The organism is Spirosoma flavus, from assembly GCF_054778555.1.
The window spans coordinates 232,224-250,793 of the sequence record NZ_BAAGZL010000004.1 but is presented as its reverse complement, the minus strand read 5'-3'; the positions used below and the strand labels follow the sequence as shown (position 1 = coordinate 250,793).

At 49.4% G+C, this 18,570-nt stretch carries 11 protein-coding genes; 2 read left to right on the top strand and 9 right to left on the bottom strand.

Going from position 1 to position 18,570, the window contains the following annotated elements; translation table 11 throughout:
- Positions 1 to 226: 226 nt before the first annotated feature.
- The 8 genes from ACYVF1_RS21410 to ACYVF1_RS21375 form a co-directional block, all read right to left on the bottom strand.
- Positions 227 to 1,696 carry a sulfatase family protein gene (locus tag ACYVF1_RS21410; RefSeq protein WP_461082671.1) on the bottom strand — a complete coding sequence of 490 codons (1,470 nt, stop codon included), beginning with the start codon at positions 1,694 to 1,696 and terminating at the stop codon, positions 227 to 229.
- 24 nt (positions 1,697 to 1,720) lie between these two features.
- The gene (locus ACYVF1_RS21405) at positions 1,721 to 3,121 is read right to left on the bottom strand and encodes a sulfatase family protein (protein ID WP_461082669.1); all 1,401 of its coding nucleotides are present in this window, start codon (positions 3,119 to 3,121) and stop codon (positions 1,721 to 1,723) included.
- 165 nt (positions 3,122 to 3,286) lie between these two features.
- The gene (locus tag ACYVF1_RS21400; protein WP_461082667.1) at positions 3,287 to 4,765 is read right to left on the bottom strand and encodes a RagB/SusD family nutrient uptake outer membrane protein; all 1,479 of its coding nucleotides are present in this window, start codon (positions 4,763 to 4,765) and stop codon (positions 3,287 to 3,289) included.
- Between the two features lie 18 nt (positions 4,766 to 4,783).
- Positions 4,784 to 8,320 carry a SusC/RagA family TonB-linked outer membrane protein gene (locus ACYVF1_RS21395; protein WP_461082665.1) on the bottom strand — a complete coding sequence of 1,179 codons (3,537 nt, stop codon included), beginning with the start codon at positions 8,318 to 8,320 and terminating at the stop codon, positions 4,784 to 4,786.
- 22 nt (positions 8,321 to 8,342) lie between these two features.
- Positions 8,343 to 9,356, bottom strand: a complete 1,014-nt coding sequence (locus ACYVF1_RS21390; RefSeq protein WP_461082663.1) for a FecR family protein — start codon at positions 9,354 to 9,356, stop codon at positions 8,343 to 8,345.
- 57 nt (positions 9,357 to 9,413) lie between these two features.
- Entirely contained in the window at positions 9,414 to 10,115 is a 702-nt protein-coding gene (locus ACYVF1_RS21385; RefSeq protein ID WP_461082661.1) for an RNA polymerase sigma-70 factor, read from the bottom strand.
- 379 nt (positions 10,116 to 10,494) lie between these two features.
- Positions 10,495 to 12,213, bottom strand: a complete 1,719-nt coding sequence (locus tag ACYVF1_RS21380; protein ID WP_461082659.1) for an IPT/TIG domain-containing protein — start codon at positions 12,211 to 12,213, stop codon at positions 10,495 to 10,497.
- A 22-nt stretch (positions 12,214 to 12,235) separates the two neighbouring features.
- Positions 12,236 to 15,133 carry a TonB-dependent receptor gene (locus ACYVF1_RS21375; RefSeq protein WP_461082657.1) on the bottom strand — a complete coding sequence of 966 codons (2,898 nt, stop codon included), beginning with the start codon at positions 15,131 to 15,133 and terminating at the stop codon, positions 12,236 to 12,238.
- Positions 15,134 to 15,422: 289 nt separating this feature from the next.
- Here ACYVF1_RS21375 and ACYVF1_RS21370 point away from each other — a divergent pair, with 289 nt between their 5' ends.
- Together ACYVF1_RS21370 and ACYVF1_RS21365 are read left to right on the top strand one after the other, a co-directional pair.
- Positions 15,423 to 16,214 (top strand): UDP-2,3-diacylglucosamine diphosphatase, encoded by a 792-nt coding sequence (locus ACYVF1_RS21370; protein ID WP_461082655.1) that lies wholly within the window; start codon positions 15,423 to 15,425, stop codon positions 16,212 to 16,214.
- Positions 16,215 to 16,224: 10 nt separating this feature from the next.
- On the top strand, positions 16,225 to 17,361 hold the full coding sequence (locus ACYVF1_RS21365) for a glycosyltransferase family protein (protein ID WP_461082653.1): 1,137 nt from the start codon (positions 16,225 to 16,227) through the stop codon (positions 17,359 to 17,361).
- A gap of 70 nt (positions 17,362 to 17,431) precedes the next feature.
- On the opposite strand, the gene ACYVF1_RS21360 is transcribed toward ACYVF1_RS21365, so the two are convergent.
- Entirely contained in the window at positions 17,432 to 18,448 is a 1,017-nt protein-coding gene (locus ACYVF1_RS21360) for a GntR family transcriptional regulator (protein WP_461082651.1), read from the bottom strand.
- Positions 18,449 to 18,570 lie beyond the last annotated feature (122 nt).

The window sequence follows — 18,570 nt, the reverse complement described above, 5'->3', positions numbered from 1 at the left end:
AGGACTTTTGCTACGTCGCATAGCGACCCAATATTTGTAGAAAAACTGGCCTTTGTAGTTTTCCGTTGCGTAGCGACCAAACGAAATGAGTAAGGTTTGGTCGCTACGCGACGGAAAAAGAAGACATATCTGGCCCTAATGGCTATAAACATTTGGTCGCTACGCGACGATTGAGAGAATAACCCCTTCCTGAGCAAGGAATTCTGAATGGAGTAAGAATCAGCCCTCACTTATAATACGGATTTCCGACTGAATCGACGACTGCCCAGGGGTAATGCCATTTGTCCATATACACGTTTCCAGGCAAGAAATCGTCGTTGGCATCCCGTAATTTTCTGGTTAACAAAGCTTCCAACTGTTTCTGCATCTGGGCCATGTTTGGCTGATTCACTACGTTGGTCAACTGGTTTGGGTCTTTCTCGTTGTCGTACAAAAGCCAGGGCCCTTTTAAGTCACGCACGTATGTATAACGCGACGTACGAACGCCCCGGTACTCGCGACCACCCTTGCCATAGCCCCATTGATGGAAAGGCACAATACAGGCAATCAGCGCTGCATCGTCGGGACGGGGAGCGCGGGGTTGTTTAATTAAAGCCGAATAATCTTTTCCCTGCACACTCTTTGGAATCGGCTGTTGCGTCATGGTTAGCAGCGTCGGCATTACGTCCGTCAGCGTCATCGGTACGTCCATCGTGCGCCCTTTTCGGCCGAGCCCGGCTGGATATTTGAGCAGGAAAGGAATACGTATCGATTCGTCCCAAGGTTTCTGTTTGTTCAACTCCCCTTGCGAATAGAGCATATCGCCGTGGTCGGAGGTAAAGATAAAAATGGTGTTTTCGTCCAGATTAGCTCCTTTTAAGGCGGTCTGCAATCGTCCGATGCAATCATCGAGCGCATTGATGTGGGCATAATAACCACGTAGCGCTCGCCGGGCATCGGTCGTGTCTTTAGTCGACACGTTGGAACGTAGCGCAATTGGCCGACCGGCGTACTTTTGCCGATACTCTTTCGGCGCCGTTTGGTATGGATCATGCGGTGGCCCCCATGCCAGCACCAGCAGGAAAGGATTACTACGTTGCCGGGTCATAAACGCAATCGCCGAATCGGTCTGACTGATGGCGTCGTACTGCTGCCACACAAAACGCGTGTTGACTTCATTGTAATACGGCGAATCGTTGTAATTGTGCGTGCATTCCAGCGTCCGCCAGTAATCGAATCCCTGCCGACGTTCGACCGGAATCGGCGCTACCCGCCCCGGCGCATAATCCTTGTTCATGCTTCCGTTGATGTGCCATTTTCCGATGAATCCCGTCTGATAGCCGTTTTGCTTACAAACTTCGGCCAACGTAACAGCTTCATTACGTAGCGGACGGTCGTTGTAAAAAACACCATGCGTATGCGCGTGCTGTCCCGTGAGCATACTGGCCCGGCTCGGCGAACAAACCGGCACCGATGCTACACAATAACGCGCATTGGTCGACTCACCCGCCAGTTTGTCAATATTTGGCGTGATGACATCGCGATTTCCGGCGTAACCAAACGCTTCGGCTCGCCACTGATCGGCCATGACGATAACAATATTGGGCTTTTTCGTTTCTGCCGAAATCGACCTAGCAGGTTTGACTGGCGAGGGAGAAACCCAAAGCATCCAACCGGTCAGGAGGGCGCTACCGGTAGCTATGGCTAAGTAATTCATAAACGTAGCATTGGTTTAGGGAGGTTATTGAGCCGCGGCTTTAAGTCGTTCGAAAGTTGGCAGTAGCGTATTTTTCAGCGATTTACCTTGTGGCAACGTAGCCAGATTGGTCAACTCCTGGGGGTCGGTTTTCAGGTTATAGACCTCTTCATACGTATCGGCTGATTCGCGCAGGTTGAAGTAATGAACGTACTTTCTGTCCTGACTTAACACACCTTCCGTTTGCGGGATAAACACCGTTGGCAGGTTCACCAAATGCTCGAAAAAGAACTCCGTCCGCCAGGAAATCTTCGGATTATCCATCAACGCGGTCAGGCTGCGGCCCTGCATACGTTTCGGAATGGGTGCACCGGCCAGCGTAAGTACTGTCGGAGCGAGGTCGATGTTGAGCGTGTATTGATTGGTGGTACGTCCGTGCCAGTTCGGGCGACGCGGGTCGTAGATGATGAGCGGCACGCGGATGGAAAGCTCGTGGCCGTACCACTTGTCAGCAAAACCATATTCACCAACGTAAAACCCGTTGTCGCTGGTGTAAACAATGATCGTGTTATCGGCCAGACCGCGTTCCTGAAGCGATTTGCGCAGATTGCCCACTACGTCATCGATACCCGTAATAAGTCGGAAATACGATTTTGTGATCTGCTGAAACAACGAATCATTCGAAAAACGGCGGGTCCAGCGAATGCGCGATTCGTTCTGATCGTTATGCCGAAACCAATCGGGGAATTGCCGGTAATACTTGTCAGCCGAAGCCGCCGGACGTTTTATTGTCTGATCTTTGTACAAACCATCGAAACGGTCGGCGTAGGGAAATTCAATTTTGGCGGCATCCTGCGCGTGGGGCGCTTTGAAACTCACCGACAAACAAAACGGCTTTCCTTTTGGGTTGTTCGCCAGAAATTCATCCATCTGCTGGCCCATCAAATCTGTCAGGTGGATGGGTTTCCCCTGCGCATCTTTAGCAGCGTATTGGCCCTGCCCTTTGAAACCCTTCCAGTAATCGTACTGGTCTTCCGGCATCGTGTCGCCTACACCATATTTCCCAATAAAACCCGTTCGGTACCCCTGCTTACGTAGCACCAGTGGGTACGTCTGCGCTAGTGCCGAATCGGAGAACGGTTTCGCGAAATCGACAATCCCGTGCCGACGTGCATACTGACCGCTCAAAATACTGGCCCGGCTCACGGCGCAGATAGGCGTAGTGACGTAAGAGCGTTGAAAGTAAAAACCCTCACGCGCCAGTTTATCGATATTCGGCGTCTTAATTACCGAGTTTCCGGCTACGCCCAGCGCGTCCCAGCGCTGGTCATCAGCAAGAAGGAAGATAATATTCGGTGGTGTCGCCGGGGCCGTCGGCTCAACCGACAAGGGACGTAGCGCCGTGGCTGCCACAACGACCAGAAGTAACGTAACAAATTGCTTCACAACGTAGTGTTTTGTCTGGGGCAAGCCCACAATTGAGTATGTATTTATTTGAAATTTTGACGGTCTTTTTTGTCCTTCTGAAGAACGAAGAATCTTAAACTTCCCTCACCTGAGTGTTGCGACACGTCAAAATTCTTCGTTCTTCACAATGACAAAATACGGGCATCAATATCCTGGATTCTGATCTAATTTATTGACAGATACCTCAAGCACCGGAATAGGAGCTACCAGTTTGTTCGCAGTTAGCGAATACGACTCCGGATACAGGAAATTCTTGCTGGCTTTCTCACGCTTGCCGTGGGCGGTCATAACTTCCAGGGCTTTTCCGGTACGTTTCAAATCGTACCAGCGCTGATTTTCAAAGCAAAACTCAACCTGACGTTCTTTCGCAATCAGCGTTTGTAAGGCGGTTTTATCCAAACCAGCCAGCGGATTCGTCAGGCCAGCGCGGGTACGTACCTGTTGGACGTAGGGAATTGCTTCTGCACTACGTCCTTGTTCGTTCAGCACTTCGGCATACATGAGCAGTACGTCTGAGTAACGTAACACGGGCAAATTATCGCCAGCGCGGTCGTCGGGGGCGTTTAAGGGAGCTTTGTACTTATTGCAATACGGAATCGGACGTACCACTCCATCCCAATCGGCGCCCGTCCAGTAGGCAATCGATACGTCTTTTCGCTTGTCGCCGGCGTCAAAAGCGTTGATCAAATCCTGCGTTGGCTGATTCCATCCCGCCGAAATGATGTTGATATTCGGCCGTTTCGTAACGGCTCCTCCCGACGTGTGTGGGGCAAATAGAAAAATGAATCGCTGAGCCAGTTCCGCGCTGTTTTCGGAATACTGAATGGCGAAAATCGTCTCTTTAGTATCCTTGCTACCGGGGTTGAACAGATCGGCGTAGTTGGCCTGCAAACTGTATTTTCCCGCCGTAATCACTGATTTCAGAATGGGTTCGGCGTTGGAATAATCATTTCGTGTCAGATACACTTTACCGAGTAAGGCCAAAGCCGCTGTTTCGTTCGCGCGGCCCACTTCTGCTACGTCGACCGCTTTGGCAAAATGGCTGGCAGCCTCTTTAAGATCACTGATAATAGCGTCATAAACCTGCTGCTCAGACGACCGTTTTACGTTCACCGCATCCAGCGACGCAATCGGCGTTATCACCAGCGGAACGCCACCAAACTGACGTACCAGATTGAAATAATACAAAGCCCGCAGAAACAGCGCTTCACCCGCACAACGATCTTTGTACGACATTTTCGACCAGCTCACGTTCGGCCGATCCAGCTCGGACAGAAGCTTGTTGCAGCGGGTAATGCCGTTGTAGGAAAGATTCCAGAAGTTGGAATACGTAGCATTGTCGGATACGAGAATAAACTGATCGATGACGCCACGAGCGGCTTCACCAATGCGCGTATTATTCTGAAAGCTAGCGTTATCGGAAATTAATTCGGCCAGCACCCAGTGATACGTTTTTTCGTAATCCCGCATCGGAACGTAGCAGCCGTTCGCCAGCAGAATGTACTCAACTTCGGTCTTATAAAAGTTACCCTCATTGAGGGTTGCCTGCGGATAAAGTTCAAGAAACTTCTTGTTACAACCCGTTAGCGTTAATAGAATAAACGTGGCAATGATGTATTTCATGGCAAGTCCAGGATTGCTTTAGAATTGCAGATTAAGTCCAAGTGAAGTGGTACGTGCCAGCGGGTACGACGACATATCGAAGCCGGGCGCCAACGTATTATTGATAGCCTGCGACTGACCTTCCGGATTCGCGCCTTCGTAGCGGGTGAACATGGCCAGATTCTGAATCGTCAGGTAGAAGCGGCAACCGCTGATAAAACCCGTTTTCTTGACCAGATTATCGGGCAACGAGTAGCCGAGCGATACGTTGGCAATACGCAGAAACGAAGCATCTTCTACCCACAACGTATTGACCCGGTGACCCCAGCTCGGCGTCAGTTTCGGTACGCCATACAGCATACCCGTTCCCGGACTCGACGAACTCCGCCAACGGTTCACCCATTCCTCCCGGACGTTGAAAAAGCCTTGCAGGTTATCTACCGTCTGACGTAAGCCGTTCATTACCTGCCCGCCGTATTGTCCGTTGACGATAACGCCCAGGTTAAATCGCTTGTACGTCAGGTTGTTCGTCAGTCCGTACGTGAACTTGGGATGCGGGTTGCCAATGATGGCGTAATCGAGGAAATCGTTAATCATTCCGTCGCCATTTACGTCTTTATATTTCGGGTTTCCGGCGTACACCTGCTGCGTTTTGATCAGGTTCGGGTCAGCGATGTCGGCATCTGAATAAACCCCTTCGAGCACAAAGCCGAAGAACTGACCAATCGGCTGACCAACCACCGTTACGTGTGTCGGATTGCTGTCGTTGTTACCCGACAAAATCCGGTCGCCATTATCATTCAGGGCGAGGACTTTATTCCGGTTGAAGGCGATGTTGGCGTTTACATCCCATTTTAATTCGCCCACCAGCGGACGCACACCCAACGAGATTTCGACACCCCGGTTACGAACATTCCCTTTATTGACAACCTGCGAATTGAAACCCGTAATGGCCGGTATTACGTCGTTCAGAAGCATGTTTTTGCTGGTTCGGTTGTAGTAATCGAGCGTCAGCGAAACGCGGCTGTTGAGCAATTCAACGTCCAGACCACCGTCTACCTGCTCCGACTCTTCCCAGGTTAGGTATGGGTTCGACAGGCCAACATACGAAGCCGTAACCTGCGTATTTCCAAACACATACGAACCAGGATTGATGGATGCCAGGTGAGAATAATCCCCAATGTTGTTGTTGCCGCTACGTCCGTAACTCACGCGCAGCTTGAGGCTGTTCACGTAAGGGTTGTTACGTAGAAAGTCCTCTTCCGAGATCCGCCACGCGCCCGCCAGCGAGGGGAACGTAGCATAACGACTCTGTGCGCCAAACCGCGACGAACCGTCGGAACGTACCGTAGCTGTCAGCAGGTATTTGTCTTTGAAACCGTAGTTGATACGTCCCAGGTACGAAATAATGCTCCACTCGTTCACATTCTGCCCCCACGTATTGATGGTTGGAGCCGCGTTGATGGTCTGCACCAGATCGTTGGGATATGGGCCTGCCGTCAGGGATAAGCTGTTAGTCTTGCTCATCTGCGTTGTATATCCGGCCAGCGCTTCAATCCGGTGGTCACCAATTGTCTTTTTGTAAGTCAGCGTATTTTCGACCAGCCAGTTGAACGTTTCGCCGTTGATATTAGATGAGCTACCGGTTCCGGCCGCAGGTGGGCGATTGGGTCCGCCAACGGTGCTTGGAACGTACTGCGAAAACCGGGACGTCGACCAGATGGTATTCAGCGATGTTCGGGCGGTCAGGTTTGGGATGATGTTCCACTCAAGAAACACGTTTCCTAAATTCTGAAATTGCTTCTGCGATTGAGTCGTTTCCCGAAGTATGTACAGTGGATTCGCAAAACTCCAGGCCGAGTGGTATTTGCTCTGTGGCGACGTGAGGTACGGAATCAGATTTCCATTGGCATCATAGGGCGACAAAACTGGATTGGCCCAGTTGGCTACGCCAATCACATCTTCACGACTAGAATTTGTATTCGTGCGGTTTTGAATAATAAACGTCGGCTGGAGCGAAGCGCCTATTTTAACCACTTTACCCAGATTCGTTTCTAACCCAAGGCGAGCGCTGTACCGTTCGACACCTGTATATTTCAGAACGCCATCCTGTTTGAAATAACCCAAACTGGCATTCAGCCGAGAGTCTTCCGAACCTTTATTGATATTCACGTTATAATCCTGAATCGGAGCGGCTTGCAACAGCAAATCATACCAGTCAGTGCCTTTACCAACCAGTTGGTCCGGAGTACGGTATTCAACTGGATAATCGTTAATCGTTGGTTCACGGTTTTCCGTACGACGTACCGCGATGTCAATCCGGTTGCGTTGAAAATCAATGAATTGCTGCTGATTCATCAGTTTCGGGCGACCTTTCATGGGCACCTGCTGCACACCCCGCATCACACTGGCGGTTACCTGCGTCCGATTGTATTGGCCCTGTTTAGTCGTAATGATTACTACACCATTCGATCCCCGCGAGCCGTAAATAGCCGTTGATGAAGCGTCTTTCAGGATGTTAATCGACTCAATATCATTTGGATTGATGAAGACCAGCGGATTGAGATTTTGGTTCAATCCCGACGAATACGGCATACCATCCACTACATAAAGCGGTTCATTCCCCGCTCCCAGCGAGCCGCTTCCCCGAATCCGAACCGACGTACCAGCGCCCGGCGCACCCGACGGCTGCTGAATCTGCACACCCGCCACCTGACCAATCATTTTCTGATCAAGAGTCGAAACGGGCAGGTCCTTAACGGCAGCTTGGTTAATGGTTGCTACAGAGCCCGTTACGTCACGCGCGCGCTGCGTACCGTATCCAACCACCACAACTTCTTTCAACGCTTTCGTATCGGTCGCCAGCGTAATCAGCAACGTAGTGCGGTTTCCGACTACCTCCTCCTTCGACAAATAACCGACAAACGAAAACACTAACGTAGTGGTCGGGTCAGGAACCGTCAACTTAAAGGCACCCGAAGCATCAGTTGTTGTACCCTGATTTGTGCCTTTGATCAATACGTTAACACCAGGGAGACCTTCGCCCCGCTCATCGATTACTTTTCCGGTAATGGACTCCGCAACCGACGTAACGGTAGACGTAGCATTTTCTAACGTAGCGATCGGGCCAAGGCGAGCCAGCAATACGTTACCTGCAGACGTAGTGGCCGCTGATTTTTCGCCAATAGACGGCGGTGCTACGTCTGACAGGTCTTTTTTACGCTCTTTCTTATCCGTCAGGATCAAATAGAACCCGTCTCTTACTTTTTTGTATTTCAGCCGATTAGGAATCAGAATCTTGTCCAGGTTATATTCCAGTTTCCGGTGATAGTCCAGTTCGGCGGTCGATACTACGATGTTATCCACCGAACCACCTTCCGACAAAATATCAACTTTGTAATACGCCTTAATTGACTGAAGTACATCCTGTAGCGGTCGACTTTCGGACGTAGCGCGAACGGATTTCACGGGTAGCTGATGCTGCCAGGCCACGAGCTGCGACCAGCCAGCACGCCCATAGATAAGCAGACTTAGCAACAGCAGACCCGTTCGAAGAGGAAATAGATTTTTTTTCATTGAGCAATTGAGGAAAGCGTTTTTATTCTTTTTCTTTCAAAATCACTTTATCTGCCTGACGGACAACCCTAAGATCAAAAAGCTCCGACACCGTAAGCAGTAATTCATCAACATGGGTAGCCTGTAAGGAACCGACCAGCGTTCGTCGGGCCAGAGTGGGTGATTCGATTTCCACGCGCAACCCATACGTATCCGTCACAAGCTGGCCGAAATCGGTTAATGTCATGTGATCGAATACGAACCGATGGTCTTTCCAGGCCAGATAGGGCTGCGGCTGGACGTGATGACGTAGCATCGGCCGACTGTGGCTATTCATGGTCACTACGTCGCCCGGTTTCAGCATGAGTTGCTGGCGGCTATTACCCAGCGCGTATTCCATCTGAATACTCCCTTTGTGAAGCATTACGTTAGCGCGATGGGTGCGGGCCGATACGTTAAACTCCGTTCCGTGGACAATTACATTGAATCCATTGGGGGTTTGAACGATGAATTTCTGGTCGTCGGCCCGGTGCTGAACGGCAAAAAATGCTTCACCAGTCAGATCTACTTCGCGGGAACGAAATCCGAAACCGAAGCGCGGAACACGTAGCACTGAATGTGCATTGAGCGTTACAGCACTCCCGTCTGTCAGCCGAACGGTGCGGGTTTCACCGTAGGCGGTCTGATACGTCTTATAGAGAAGTTTGCTGCGATTAATCCAGCCGCCGAGTGCCAGCAATATAAACACGGCAGCAGCGGCCATCCATCTAAAATTCGCTCGAGACGCGGTTTCAATCGATATTTCAGGCACTTCGGCGGCTGGTTCCTGTACACCCTCAATCGGATGCATTTTTATGTGATTTTCGAAGCGGGCAAGCGGAACGTCTAGGTCGGGCTGGTAAATCGGCAGTTGGTTTTCCCATTCAACCAGCCAGGCATAAAATCGCTCCTGATTCGCTTCATCTTTCAGCCATTCGTCAATCATCCGGCGCTCCAGCGGAGTCGTTTTATTGGCGAAATGAGCAAATAGAAGCGATTTATGGTCAGAAGGTGTCATAAACGTCGGGATGTTCTTAGGTAGCAAAAAAATGATCGGAGCATACGTAGCGATACGTCACAGGAGCTGGTCAGCCCAGTTTTGCACCCACAACGCAAGCGGAACCATGAGCCATTGATTTTTGAGTCCGTCGCGTAACGTAGCGAGTGCTTTGGCGATATGCACTTCAATGGTACGTACCGATACGTCCATCTGGCTGGCAATTTCTTTCGCGCGTTTTCCTTCGAATCGGTGGAGAATAAAGGCGTTCCGGCACTGGGGCGGCAGCGATGCTACCAACTCATCAATCTTGCCGTATAATTCGTTATAGCACGTAATCGATTCGGGGCCATCCGACAGCGCCCCGGCCTGCTGATCAGCCGATTCCAGTGAAGTTGCTTTCCTGAACTCGTTCGCCAGATAATTGTAAGCGCTGTTGCGTACGGCCCGAAATAAATACGCCCGAAACGACCGATTGACAGCGTTGAATGCCTGCGTATTCCAGAACGTATAAAAAACATCCGAAACCAGATCTTCCGCGATTTCTTTGGAATAGACAAATCGCACCGCATGCGTACACATGGGCTTGTAGTATAGTTGAAACAGCAGCTTGCATCCCTCTTGAGGGTTTTCGGTAAATGCGCGCCGGATGAACAATTCCGTATCAGGCAGATACTCTTCCGTCCGATACGTACTTAGAACTGATGGATCCGGATGAAGACCAATCGATGGATGAGTAGCATCAGAATCAGACTTATGAACAGTAAAAGTAGCTTGCATAGGTTAGGGCAGTAGCCACTCTGGGTTAAAGGTTAGTGAATAGACAGATTTCTGATAAAAACTACGTAGTCTATTATGCGTATTTTTAGAAAAAATAAGACGAAATTACTTTCAATAAAAAATAATATTATCTATAGAATTAATAGATTTTAATTCTATAGATAATTGCATCTTCGCCGACAAAAGTAATTGAAAGAATAAAATATACTAGTGCTATAGAGATAATATTAAACTCAATTTATGATTAAGCTTGCAGACATAAAAAAAGCCAGCGCAAAGCGCTGGCCTTTTCTTGCGACACCAATATTGAGATTAATTATGTCGGTGATAGGGCCAATTCCTGACTACACCAGTACCCTATCCGACACCGTTAGACCGATTATTTATCGTAGTCAGTATTTTGTGGATCGAAGTTGGTCCAGCCTTCGAGCCAGTTATCTGTGCCGTTGAAAGCGCCCCGGTATGGAGCAGCCGTAAAGAACGAATCAGCGATTTTACCTCCCGTAATGGCGTTTGCAGCCACCAGCAGCGGAGACGAAGCCTGCGGACGTGGGTTCGGCGTGGTCAGATTAAACGAAGCCGAATTCAGCAGCAGCGATGCCAGATCCGCCGAGGCAATAATCGTGTTTTTACGAGCAGCCGCGTTAAAATACGCCGTAGCCTGATCGTTCGTGATGGAACCTGCTCCGCGCACAGCCGTCAGCGAATTGGCTACAGTTACGCCAGCTACTTCAAGACTTCCGTTAGTAGCGTTCACGTACGTACCGGTAGCTGTGCCATCTAAACGCAGCCCTTCAGGCCAACCCACAAATACTGAGTTGATGATGCTGATCGCGGTATTACGACGTAGGTGCATGGCCGATTGATAGGGTCCGCTACCCCCCGAGCTAGCCGTTGAAGCATTGCTGGGAGCGCCATCCGTCAGGAAGCTACTCACGTTAGCGAACGTCGGCTGCGTCAGTGGCAATCCATTGTTAGCTGACAATGGCGTTCCGGCAGCATTTTCGCCCGAGTTGAAATTATCCGACTCAAAACTGTTCGAGCTCGATTGGTCGGCAACTTTCGGATCACGAATCGACAGCGCAAACTGTACTTTACCCGTGAAACCCCAGTCCGTATCAAAGTCATCATCGAAGCCACGGTAAGCCACCAGATATTTGGCATTTACCGTTCCACCGAACCACTCGTACGAATCGTCACCGCTGTACGATACCTGAACGTGATCGATCGTAGTTCCCGAACCAACGCCATAGAGTGTCAAGCCGTTGATTTCGCTGTTCGCTTCGCTCGTTAATGAGATACCGCCAAATTCAATACGTACATATTTTAACGTACCAGAGTTATCTGCCGCATCCGTAAAGGCACCTAATTGGCCACCAATACCGCCTTCTGGAGCCTGGCTGGCTGGGCGGTTGTGAGGAGCTTTACCGATCAGGACTACCCCACCCCAGTCACCATATTTGCGCTGACCAGCGGCTTTACTTGACGTAAAAATGATTGGCTGCGAAGCTGTTCCTACGGCTTCCAGTTTACCGCCTTGCTCAACGATTAACGTACCACCGCGCTTAGCGCCTTCCGGGTCGTCATCAACGGTTCCACCTTTAATGACCGTACCGGGATTGATGGTTAACGTAACACCACTTTTCACGCGTACGAAACCTTTAATCAGATAAACACTCGTATTTGTCCAGGTTGTATTTGCCGAAATCGAACCAACAACTGAAACCACTGGTTTGGCGCTGACCGTAAAGGCTGGCCCTGTTGCCGAAGAGCCATTGGCCGAAACCGAAACCGGGCTACCGGCATTGGCAGGAACCGTTACAACTAACTGCGTCGAGTTGGCCGAAACAACCGTAGCTGGTACGTTACCGAAGGCAACTGTATTGCTGGCTGGCGTAGCATTGAAATTAGTACCCGTAATTACAACGGTTGATCCAACCGGTGCCGATGTTGGGCTGATGCCCGTAATGCTGAGTATTGGCGCAGGCGCTTCTTCGTTTTTACAGGCTGCTATGAATCCAACAAATCCGACTCCTAAAATGAGCAGCAAAGCCCATCGTTTCATTTGACTCATAGACAGCATTACTTTGGTTAGCATATAGTTATTGATTGGTAAACTCTTAAGGAATAATGGGCCGGCGACCGAAGGTGTAAATACCGCTCAGCGTTACGTATTGCCCACGACGGAAGCTCCGGAAAACCTGATCGGCGCTGACGGTTTGTGACGTAAGGTCGCTGCCAATTTTGCCGTCGCCGTTGAAGTCCTGCGCGTAACGTACCGCCTGATTCAACAGATCCTGCACACCGAACCGAACCTCCAGCTTTTTATTAAATGTTTTGCTGATATTCAGATCGATAGCGTGGCGAGGCAATTCATAAATGGTTGGGTTATTACGTGTTCCCACCGCGAAAATCCGTGCGCCGTAGACGTTATACAGTACGTTGAACTGAACACCTGATTTTGGTGCTTCGTAGTACAGACCACCGTTAATCAGGTATGGCGACTGGTTGGCGAGAGGCCGCTCTTTATCAGCCAGATTGGTCAGGTTTACATCCTGTGTATTGCCCGTAGCATCCGGCGCTTTCACCGATTCACCCAACGTAACACGGCTGTTGATGATCGACGCGTTGGCTACGACCTGTAAGTTCTGAAGGAAGACACTTCCTGAATTCTGGAAGCCTTTCCGAATCTCGACCTCAACGCCGTAATTCCGGGCCGAGGGCGCATTGATGAAGGTATAGTTAAAGCCGTTACCGGTTGGCAGCAGGAACGTCTCAATTGGATTTTTAAATTGCTTGTAAAAACCCGTTACCGAAATCAGTTCATTCTGCGTTGGGTAAAACTCCCATTTGGCGTCGATATTCTGAATACTAGCCGTTGTCAGTTGGGTGTTACCGATAACAACCGCTAGTAAATTGAAGTCAAAGTATTGAAACGGTGCTAATTCACGAAGTTCGGGCCGGTTTACCGTAGCCGAATATGCCAGGCGCAGGTTGTGGCGGTCGTTCAGTTTATACGTTACGTTAACCGATGGCAGCGGGCTAAATATCTTGCGATCAACCAGTTGCTGATCAACGCCACGGCGCTGAATACGTAGTCCCTGTGCGTTGTATTCACCCCGGAAACCCAGTGTTACGTTCGTGCGAGACCCGATATTCAGGTCGCCACTCACATAAGCGGCTCCGTACGTGTTTTCGCCACGATATGAATCAAGATCCGACGTACCGTCGAGCAACGAGAAACCGCCGGGTTGACCGTTTACGTTATTGATGGAAAAAATACTATTGATGGGCTGCTGCGTTACGTTCGACGTTACGTCGCCACTGCCAATAACGTTCTGATAACCATAGAAACGAGCTGCATAATCCCGGTTCCGGCGTTCGCCGTAGATACCTGCGCGGATGCGATTGGGTTCGCGATCGGTTGGGTTGCCGAACGCATGTTCAAAATTGCCAACCAGCGTAACTGTATGCTCGTTCAGTTTCGAGTAGAAACGGCCGAGGTCGATTGGGTTCGGCGTTAACGGAGTCACCAGCGTATATACTCCCGACGAACCACTATTCAACGGAGCTTGATAGCGTGCCCGTTTCCAGTCGGGCTCCCAACGACCTGAATAACCATAACCAGCTACCCAGTTCACTTTTGTTAAATCGCTCAGCTTGTGTTCGCCAGCCAGTTGCGTCGTACCAATACTCCGGTTTTCGAAGCGTTGCGAGTAGCTACGTATGTCGGCGTTCGAATCGAAATTCTGGCCCTGACGTACTACCGTTTCCTGGTTGCCAAGTTGGTTGAAAAGGGTTTTCCACTCGAGCGTAAACGTAGGCGAGAAACGTAACGACCAGTTGTGCAGAATACCCAACCGCGACTGACGAGCGTAATTGGCATCCTTGTAATTCTGTGCGTAAACGTTTGCCGTGGCCCCATTGTCGTACACACTGAAGTCAATATCGGCGTACTGATTGGTCAGGCTGTAGTTGATGCTGGTAATGTTACTCACCTGAATATCACCAATATCGAAGCGACGACCGGTGTTTAGCGCAAAGCGAATATCAGGAGCGACTGTAGTTGGCACTAGGCCCCAGGAATTGGGTAACAGTTTTGCATAAGCGGCCCGTTGTGGTGCACCCAACGCATTGAAATCAGCCGAGCTTTTAGGGAAACTGGTTGGGATCGTCTGATCGGCTGACCACAGACCGAGAGCCGTCAGGCCGTTTCGTTGGTGCGTTTGTACCTGCTCACCAGTAGTACCCGGGCGATAACCAACGGTAAAACCAACGTCAATAAAGTTACGATCAGGACGGCGCTTGGTGAAGATTTTTACGACCCCCCCAGCAAAGTCGCCCGGCATATCGGCAGAACCTGATTTATAGACAATCATCCGATCAAGGATATTGCTCGGAATCAGGTCGAAGGAGAAAGAACGGGTTTCTACTTCTGTAGAAGGCGCAATTACGTCGTTGATTAATACCGAGTTATAACGAGCGCCCAAACCTCGTACCAGTACAAACCGGTTGTCCAGAATACTTACGCCTGGCACCCGACGAATGGCGGCAGCGGCATCGCGATCCTGCGATTTAACGATTTGCTGCGCCGAAATACCGACCGCAATCGGCTTCAATTGCTTGATTTCGGTGATAACAGCAATTTCGGTATTTGTCGATTTATTGGCCCGAACAACAACTTCCTGCAACGATTTTCCTTCGGTTTCTAATTCGGTCTCGATTACGGTCGTATTTCCCGACTCAACCCGAACATTCGCAATTTCTTTCGTCTTATAAGATACGTAGGAGATGACAACTTTTTGTGAACCCGTCGGTACGTTCGGGATCGTAAAATTTCCTTCAATGTCGGTGGTGACTCCTAATTGTGTTCCGTCAATTCGTACTGTGCAGCCAATGAGGGCTTCTTTTGTCTTTTCGTCGCGAATGGTACCCCTGACGATCCCTGTGGTGTTGTCTTTGGCCTGAGCGAGCGTACCGCAAAGGGCAAAAATGAGTAGAAATAAAATCCGATTCATGTGTATGTTTTGGTATCGCTTTTTGCGTCGCAAAACTACCCGCCCAATATTACCCCAAGATTACCTGAACGTTATGCTTGCGTTAGGGTTTGACTTGTAGAGACAAGGTATGCTTTGTCTCATTGGCGTCAGCAAAAACCATCCAGACAACAGAACCATCCAGTCATGAGATAAGACGTACCTTGTCTCTACAAAACCGATTAACGTATTGTCACCAAATACGGCTAAATATATCAATACGTTAACCTTTCGATAAAATTAGGTTAATACGTGCTCGGTAGATTTGCCTATGCAAGTCAGACCTCATTTCCGAACCATCGTTCTGTCCGATGTTCATCTGGGCACTACAGGGTCGAAAGCAAAGGAAGCCGCCGATTTTCTGAAGTCATACTCCTGCCAGAAACTGATTCTCAATGGCGACATTATCGATGGCTGGCAACTGAAACAGTACGGTACCTGGAAAAAGAAACACACGGCCTTTTTCAAAACCGTGCTCAAGCAGATTGTGCATTACGACACCAAAGTCATTTATCTGCGTGGTAATCACGACGATTTTCTGGACCAGGTAATGCCGCTACGTGTCGGCAAAAACTTTTCAATCCGAAAAGACTACGTATTGAAAAGCGGTGAAAAGCAGTACTACGTTACCCACGGCGACGTATTCGATTCTGTTACGTCGCAGATGAAGTGGCTGGCCTACATGGGCGATGTTGGTTATACGTTCCTGCTCTGGATCAACAAGCTTTATAATCAGTATCGGGGTTGGCGAGGACTCCCCTACTATTCGCTCTCGCAACAAATCAAACACCGTATTAAACTGGCTGTCAACTACGTATCGGACTTCGAAGCGAAGTTGACTGAACTCGCCCGCGCCCGCAATTGCAACGGCATTATTTGCGGGCACATTCACCAGCCAGCCATCCGCGATTTTAACGGAATTACTTACATGAACTCCGGCGATTGGGTTGAATCGCTCAGTGCGCTAGTCGAAGATCACGACGGCAACTGGAGCTTACTGTATTACACAACTGACATAGCTGATATAAACTCGGACATCGTTCAGGAGATTTCTATTTCTTAACCATCTGATTATGCGCGTTTTATTCATTGTTCAGGGCGAGGGTCGTGGTCATTTGACGCAGGCTATCTCATTGGCTCAGATTCTGCAATCGGCTGGGCACGAAGTGATCGGAGCCTGGGTCAGTGTTGCTGATGGGCGCCCCATTGCTCCTTTTTTTATGGATCAATTTACAGCACCTATTACGCCTGTTGAGGGCCCGGGATTGACGTACTGCAAAAAAACGAACGCGCTGGATGCGGTGGAAACCTGTCGGCAGGCGCTGAAAAATATAGGTCGCTACCGAAAGAGTTTGCGATTGATTCGGGATGCCATTCAGGACCAGCGTCCGGACGTAGTAGTGAATTTCTTTGAACTGCTCGGCGGACTGACGTACGCTTTCCACCGCCCTTCGGTTCCAATGGTCTGCATTGCGCATCAGTGTCTGAGCCTGCATCCTGACTTTCCTTTCCCAAAAGGCAAGTGGTTCGAGCGCTTGACGTTCAAATGGTTAGTGAAGATGAACGCGTGGGGAGCGCAGGAATTACTGGGCCTCTCGTTCGACAGGCAAATCGACGTACCGGAACAACGCCTACGAGTGGTGCCGCCACTGCTACGTCAGGAAGTCACTACGTTGCAACCTTCCGATGATTCCTACGTCTTGGCTTACACGACTCAACCCGGTCTGCAAACGGAGGTTCTGAAAGCGCATCACGAGCGGCCGGACGTAGCGATACGCTACTTCCACGCGGGTGTGAACGTAGCAGAACAGCCCGTTGACGCTACGTTGACGTATTACCGGATTGATGGCAAGCGCTACCTCGATGCCATGCAGCATTGCCAGGCCGTGGTGACAACAGCTGGTTTTGAGTCAGTTTGCGAAGCCTTGTATTTGGGAAAGCCCGTTTTGATGATTCCGCAGCCTAACCATTATGAGCAGATGGGCAATGCGCTAGACGGTCAGCGGGCAGGCGTTGGCGTGGCTTCCGATTCGTTCAACTTGAACCAATTGCTGGATTATCTTCCCAACCACGATTCACAGGTAAGCGAACGATTCCGACAGTGGTATAATCAGGGGCATTTTCTGTTTTTATCAGCCCTAAACCGGGCCGCCAACTCGAATCGTATGGCTTCTACAACGGGGCAGTATGGCGCGGTAAAACCGGCCTAATTCTGGGTAAGAGTGTTTTTTGTCATTCCGACGGAGCCGGGCGGCCGGTGCCGAGGAATGACAAAAAATATTAGAGCGATTTGCGGACAATCAATTGAAATGGGTTTTCGATATGCTCAACACTGCCGTTTAAAATTAGCTGAGCCGCTGTTCGGCCCATCTGCGCAAAATCCGTCGACATAACCGTAATACCGTCCAGCAGGATTTCCTTTATGGCGGTATCATTGTACGATAAAATGCCAACTTCCTGCCCGACGGTATAGGTTGTTTTCTTTATCTTCTTGATCAATTCAACCAGATCCTCCTCCATTAGATTAATATAAGCCTGCTGCGGCTCAATCGACTCATCCTGAATATTTTGGATTACTCTTGTCTGAAAACCATGTTCGTAGCAAAACTTATAGAATCCGTTCAAAATAGCTTTCGGATGATATGAGTATGATGGAAACAGGATACTAAGGGTAGCGTATTTTCTCAACAGCGGTAACGCTTCGGTAAGAGCCTGATAAAGGTCTTTCTCAAAGTTCTGAAAAACAGCTGCATAGCTTCCCGTTACGCCTTCCAGCAGCTTATCCAGAATAACTAGTTTGTGTTTAGGCAGGCTATTGATGAGCTCGTCGGCTTTCTCATCACCATCGAAAAAATGGCCGATAATAACGTAGTGCGTGTGATTATGCGCCTGCTTCAGAATCAAATCCCGAAACAGTCGAAAATCGTTATTGTAGATGAATAAATCAATTGCAACGTCGGGTCCTAACGTCTCGACAAACGAATCATAAATGATTTTTTTGTGGGTGCTGAGTTTATTAAACAGCAAAAAAATCTTCAGATTTTTTCCGGTGGGCGTGTAGTTTATATAAAATCCTTTGCCCTTAACGCCCCCAATAATTTCTTTCTCTTTCAGGAGTTCGTAGGCACGCTCAACGGTTCCCTTCGACACATCAAATTCGGCAACGATTTCATGAATCGACGGTAGCTTATTGCCCGGTAAAATATCCCGACTTTCAATACCCTCCACCACCGAATTATAAATCTGCTGGTACTTGGGGGTATTCGAAAAGTCATTGATTTTAATGTGAGAGAGCATCTCAAGCAGCCGGTTTAATATTCAACTTTAACATACAACGTAGCGCCCGGGTAATCCTGATAATGGATTTCATTAACACGCAACTCACAATTTAGAAAGCGTAGAAGTAGCTATTTATATTG

Coding starts and splice junctions, on each gene's coding strand:
- ACYVF1_RS21410 (WP_461082671.1), bottom strand. CDS start 1,696: ATGAATTACTTAGCCATAGCTACCGGTAGCGCCCTCCTGACCGGTTGG.
- ACYVF1_RS21400 (WP_461082667.1), bottom strand. CDS start 4,765: ATGAAATACATCATTGCCACGTTTATTCTATTAACGCTAACGGGTTGT.
- ACYVF1_RS21395 (WP_461082665.1), bottom strand. CDS start 8,320: ATGAAAAAAAATCTATTTCCTCTTCGAACGGGTCTGCTGTTGCTAAGT.
- ACYVF1_RS21390 (WP_461082663.1), bottom strand. CDS start 9,356: ATGACACCTTCTGACCATAAATCGCTTCTATTTGCTCATTTCGCCAAT.
- ACYVF1_RS21385 (WP_461082661.1), bottom strand. CDS start 10,115: ATGCAAGCTACTTTTACTGTTCATAAGTCTGATTCTGATGCTACTCAT.
- ACYVF1_RS21380 (WP_461082659.1), bottom strand. CDS start 12,213: ATGCTAACCAAAGTAATGCTGTCTATGAGTCAAATGAAACGATGGGCT.
- ACYVF1_RS21375 (WP_461082657.1), bottom strand. CDS start 15,133: ATGAATCGGATTTTATTTCTACTCATTTTTGCCCTTTGCGGTACGCTC.
- ACYVF1_RS21370 (WP_461082655.1), top strand. CDS start 15,423: ATGCAAGTCAGACCTCATTTCCGAACCATCGTTCTGTCCGATGTTCAT.
- ACYVF1_RS21365 (WP_461082653.1), top strand. CDS start 16,225: ATGCGCGTTTTATTCATTGTTCAGGGCGAGGGTCGTGGTCATTTGACG.
- ACYVF1_RS21360 (WP_461082651.1), bottom strand. CDS start 18,448: ATGCTCTCTCACATTAAAATCAATGACTTTTCGAATACCCCCAAGTAC.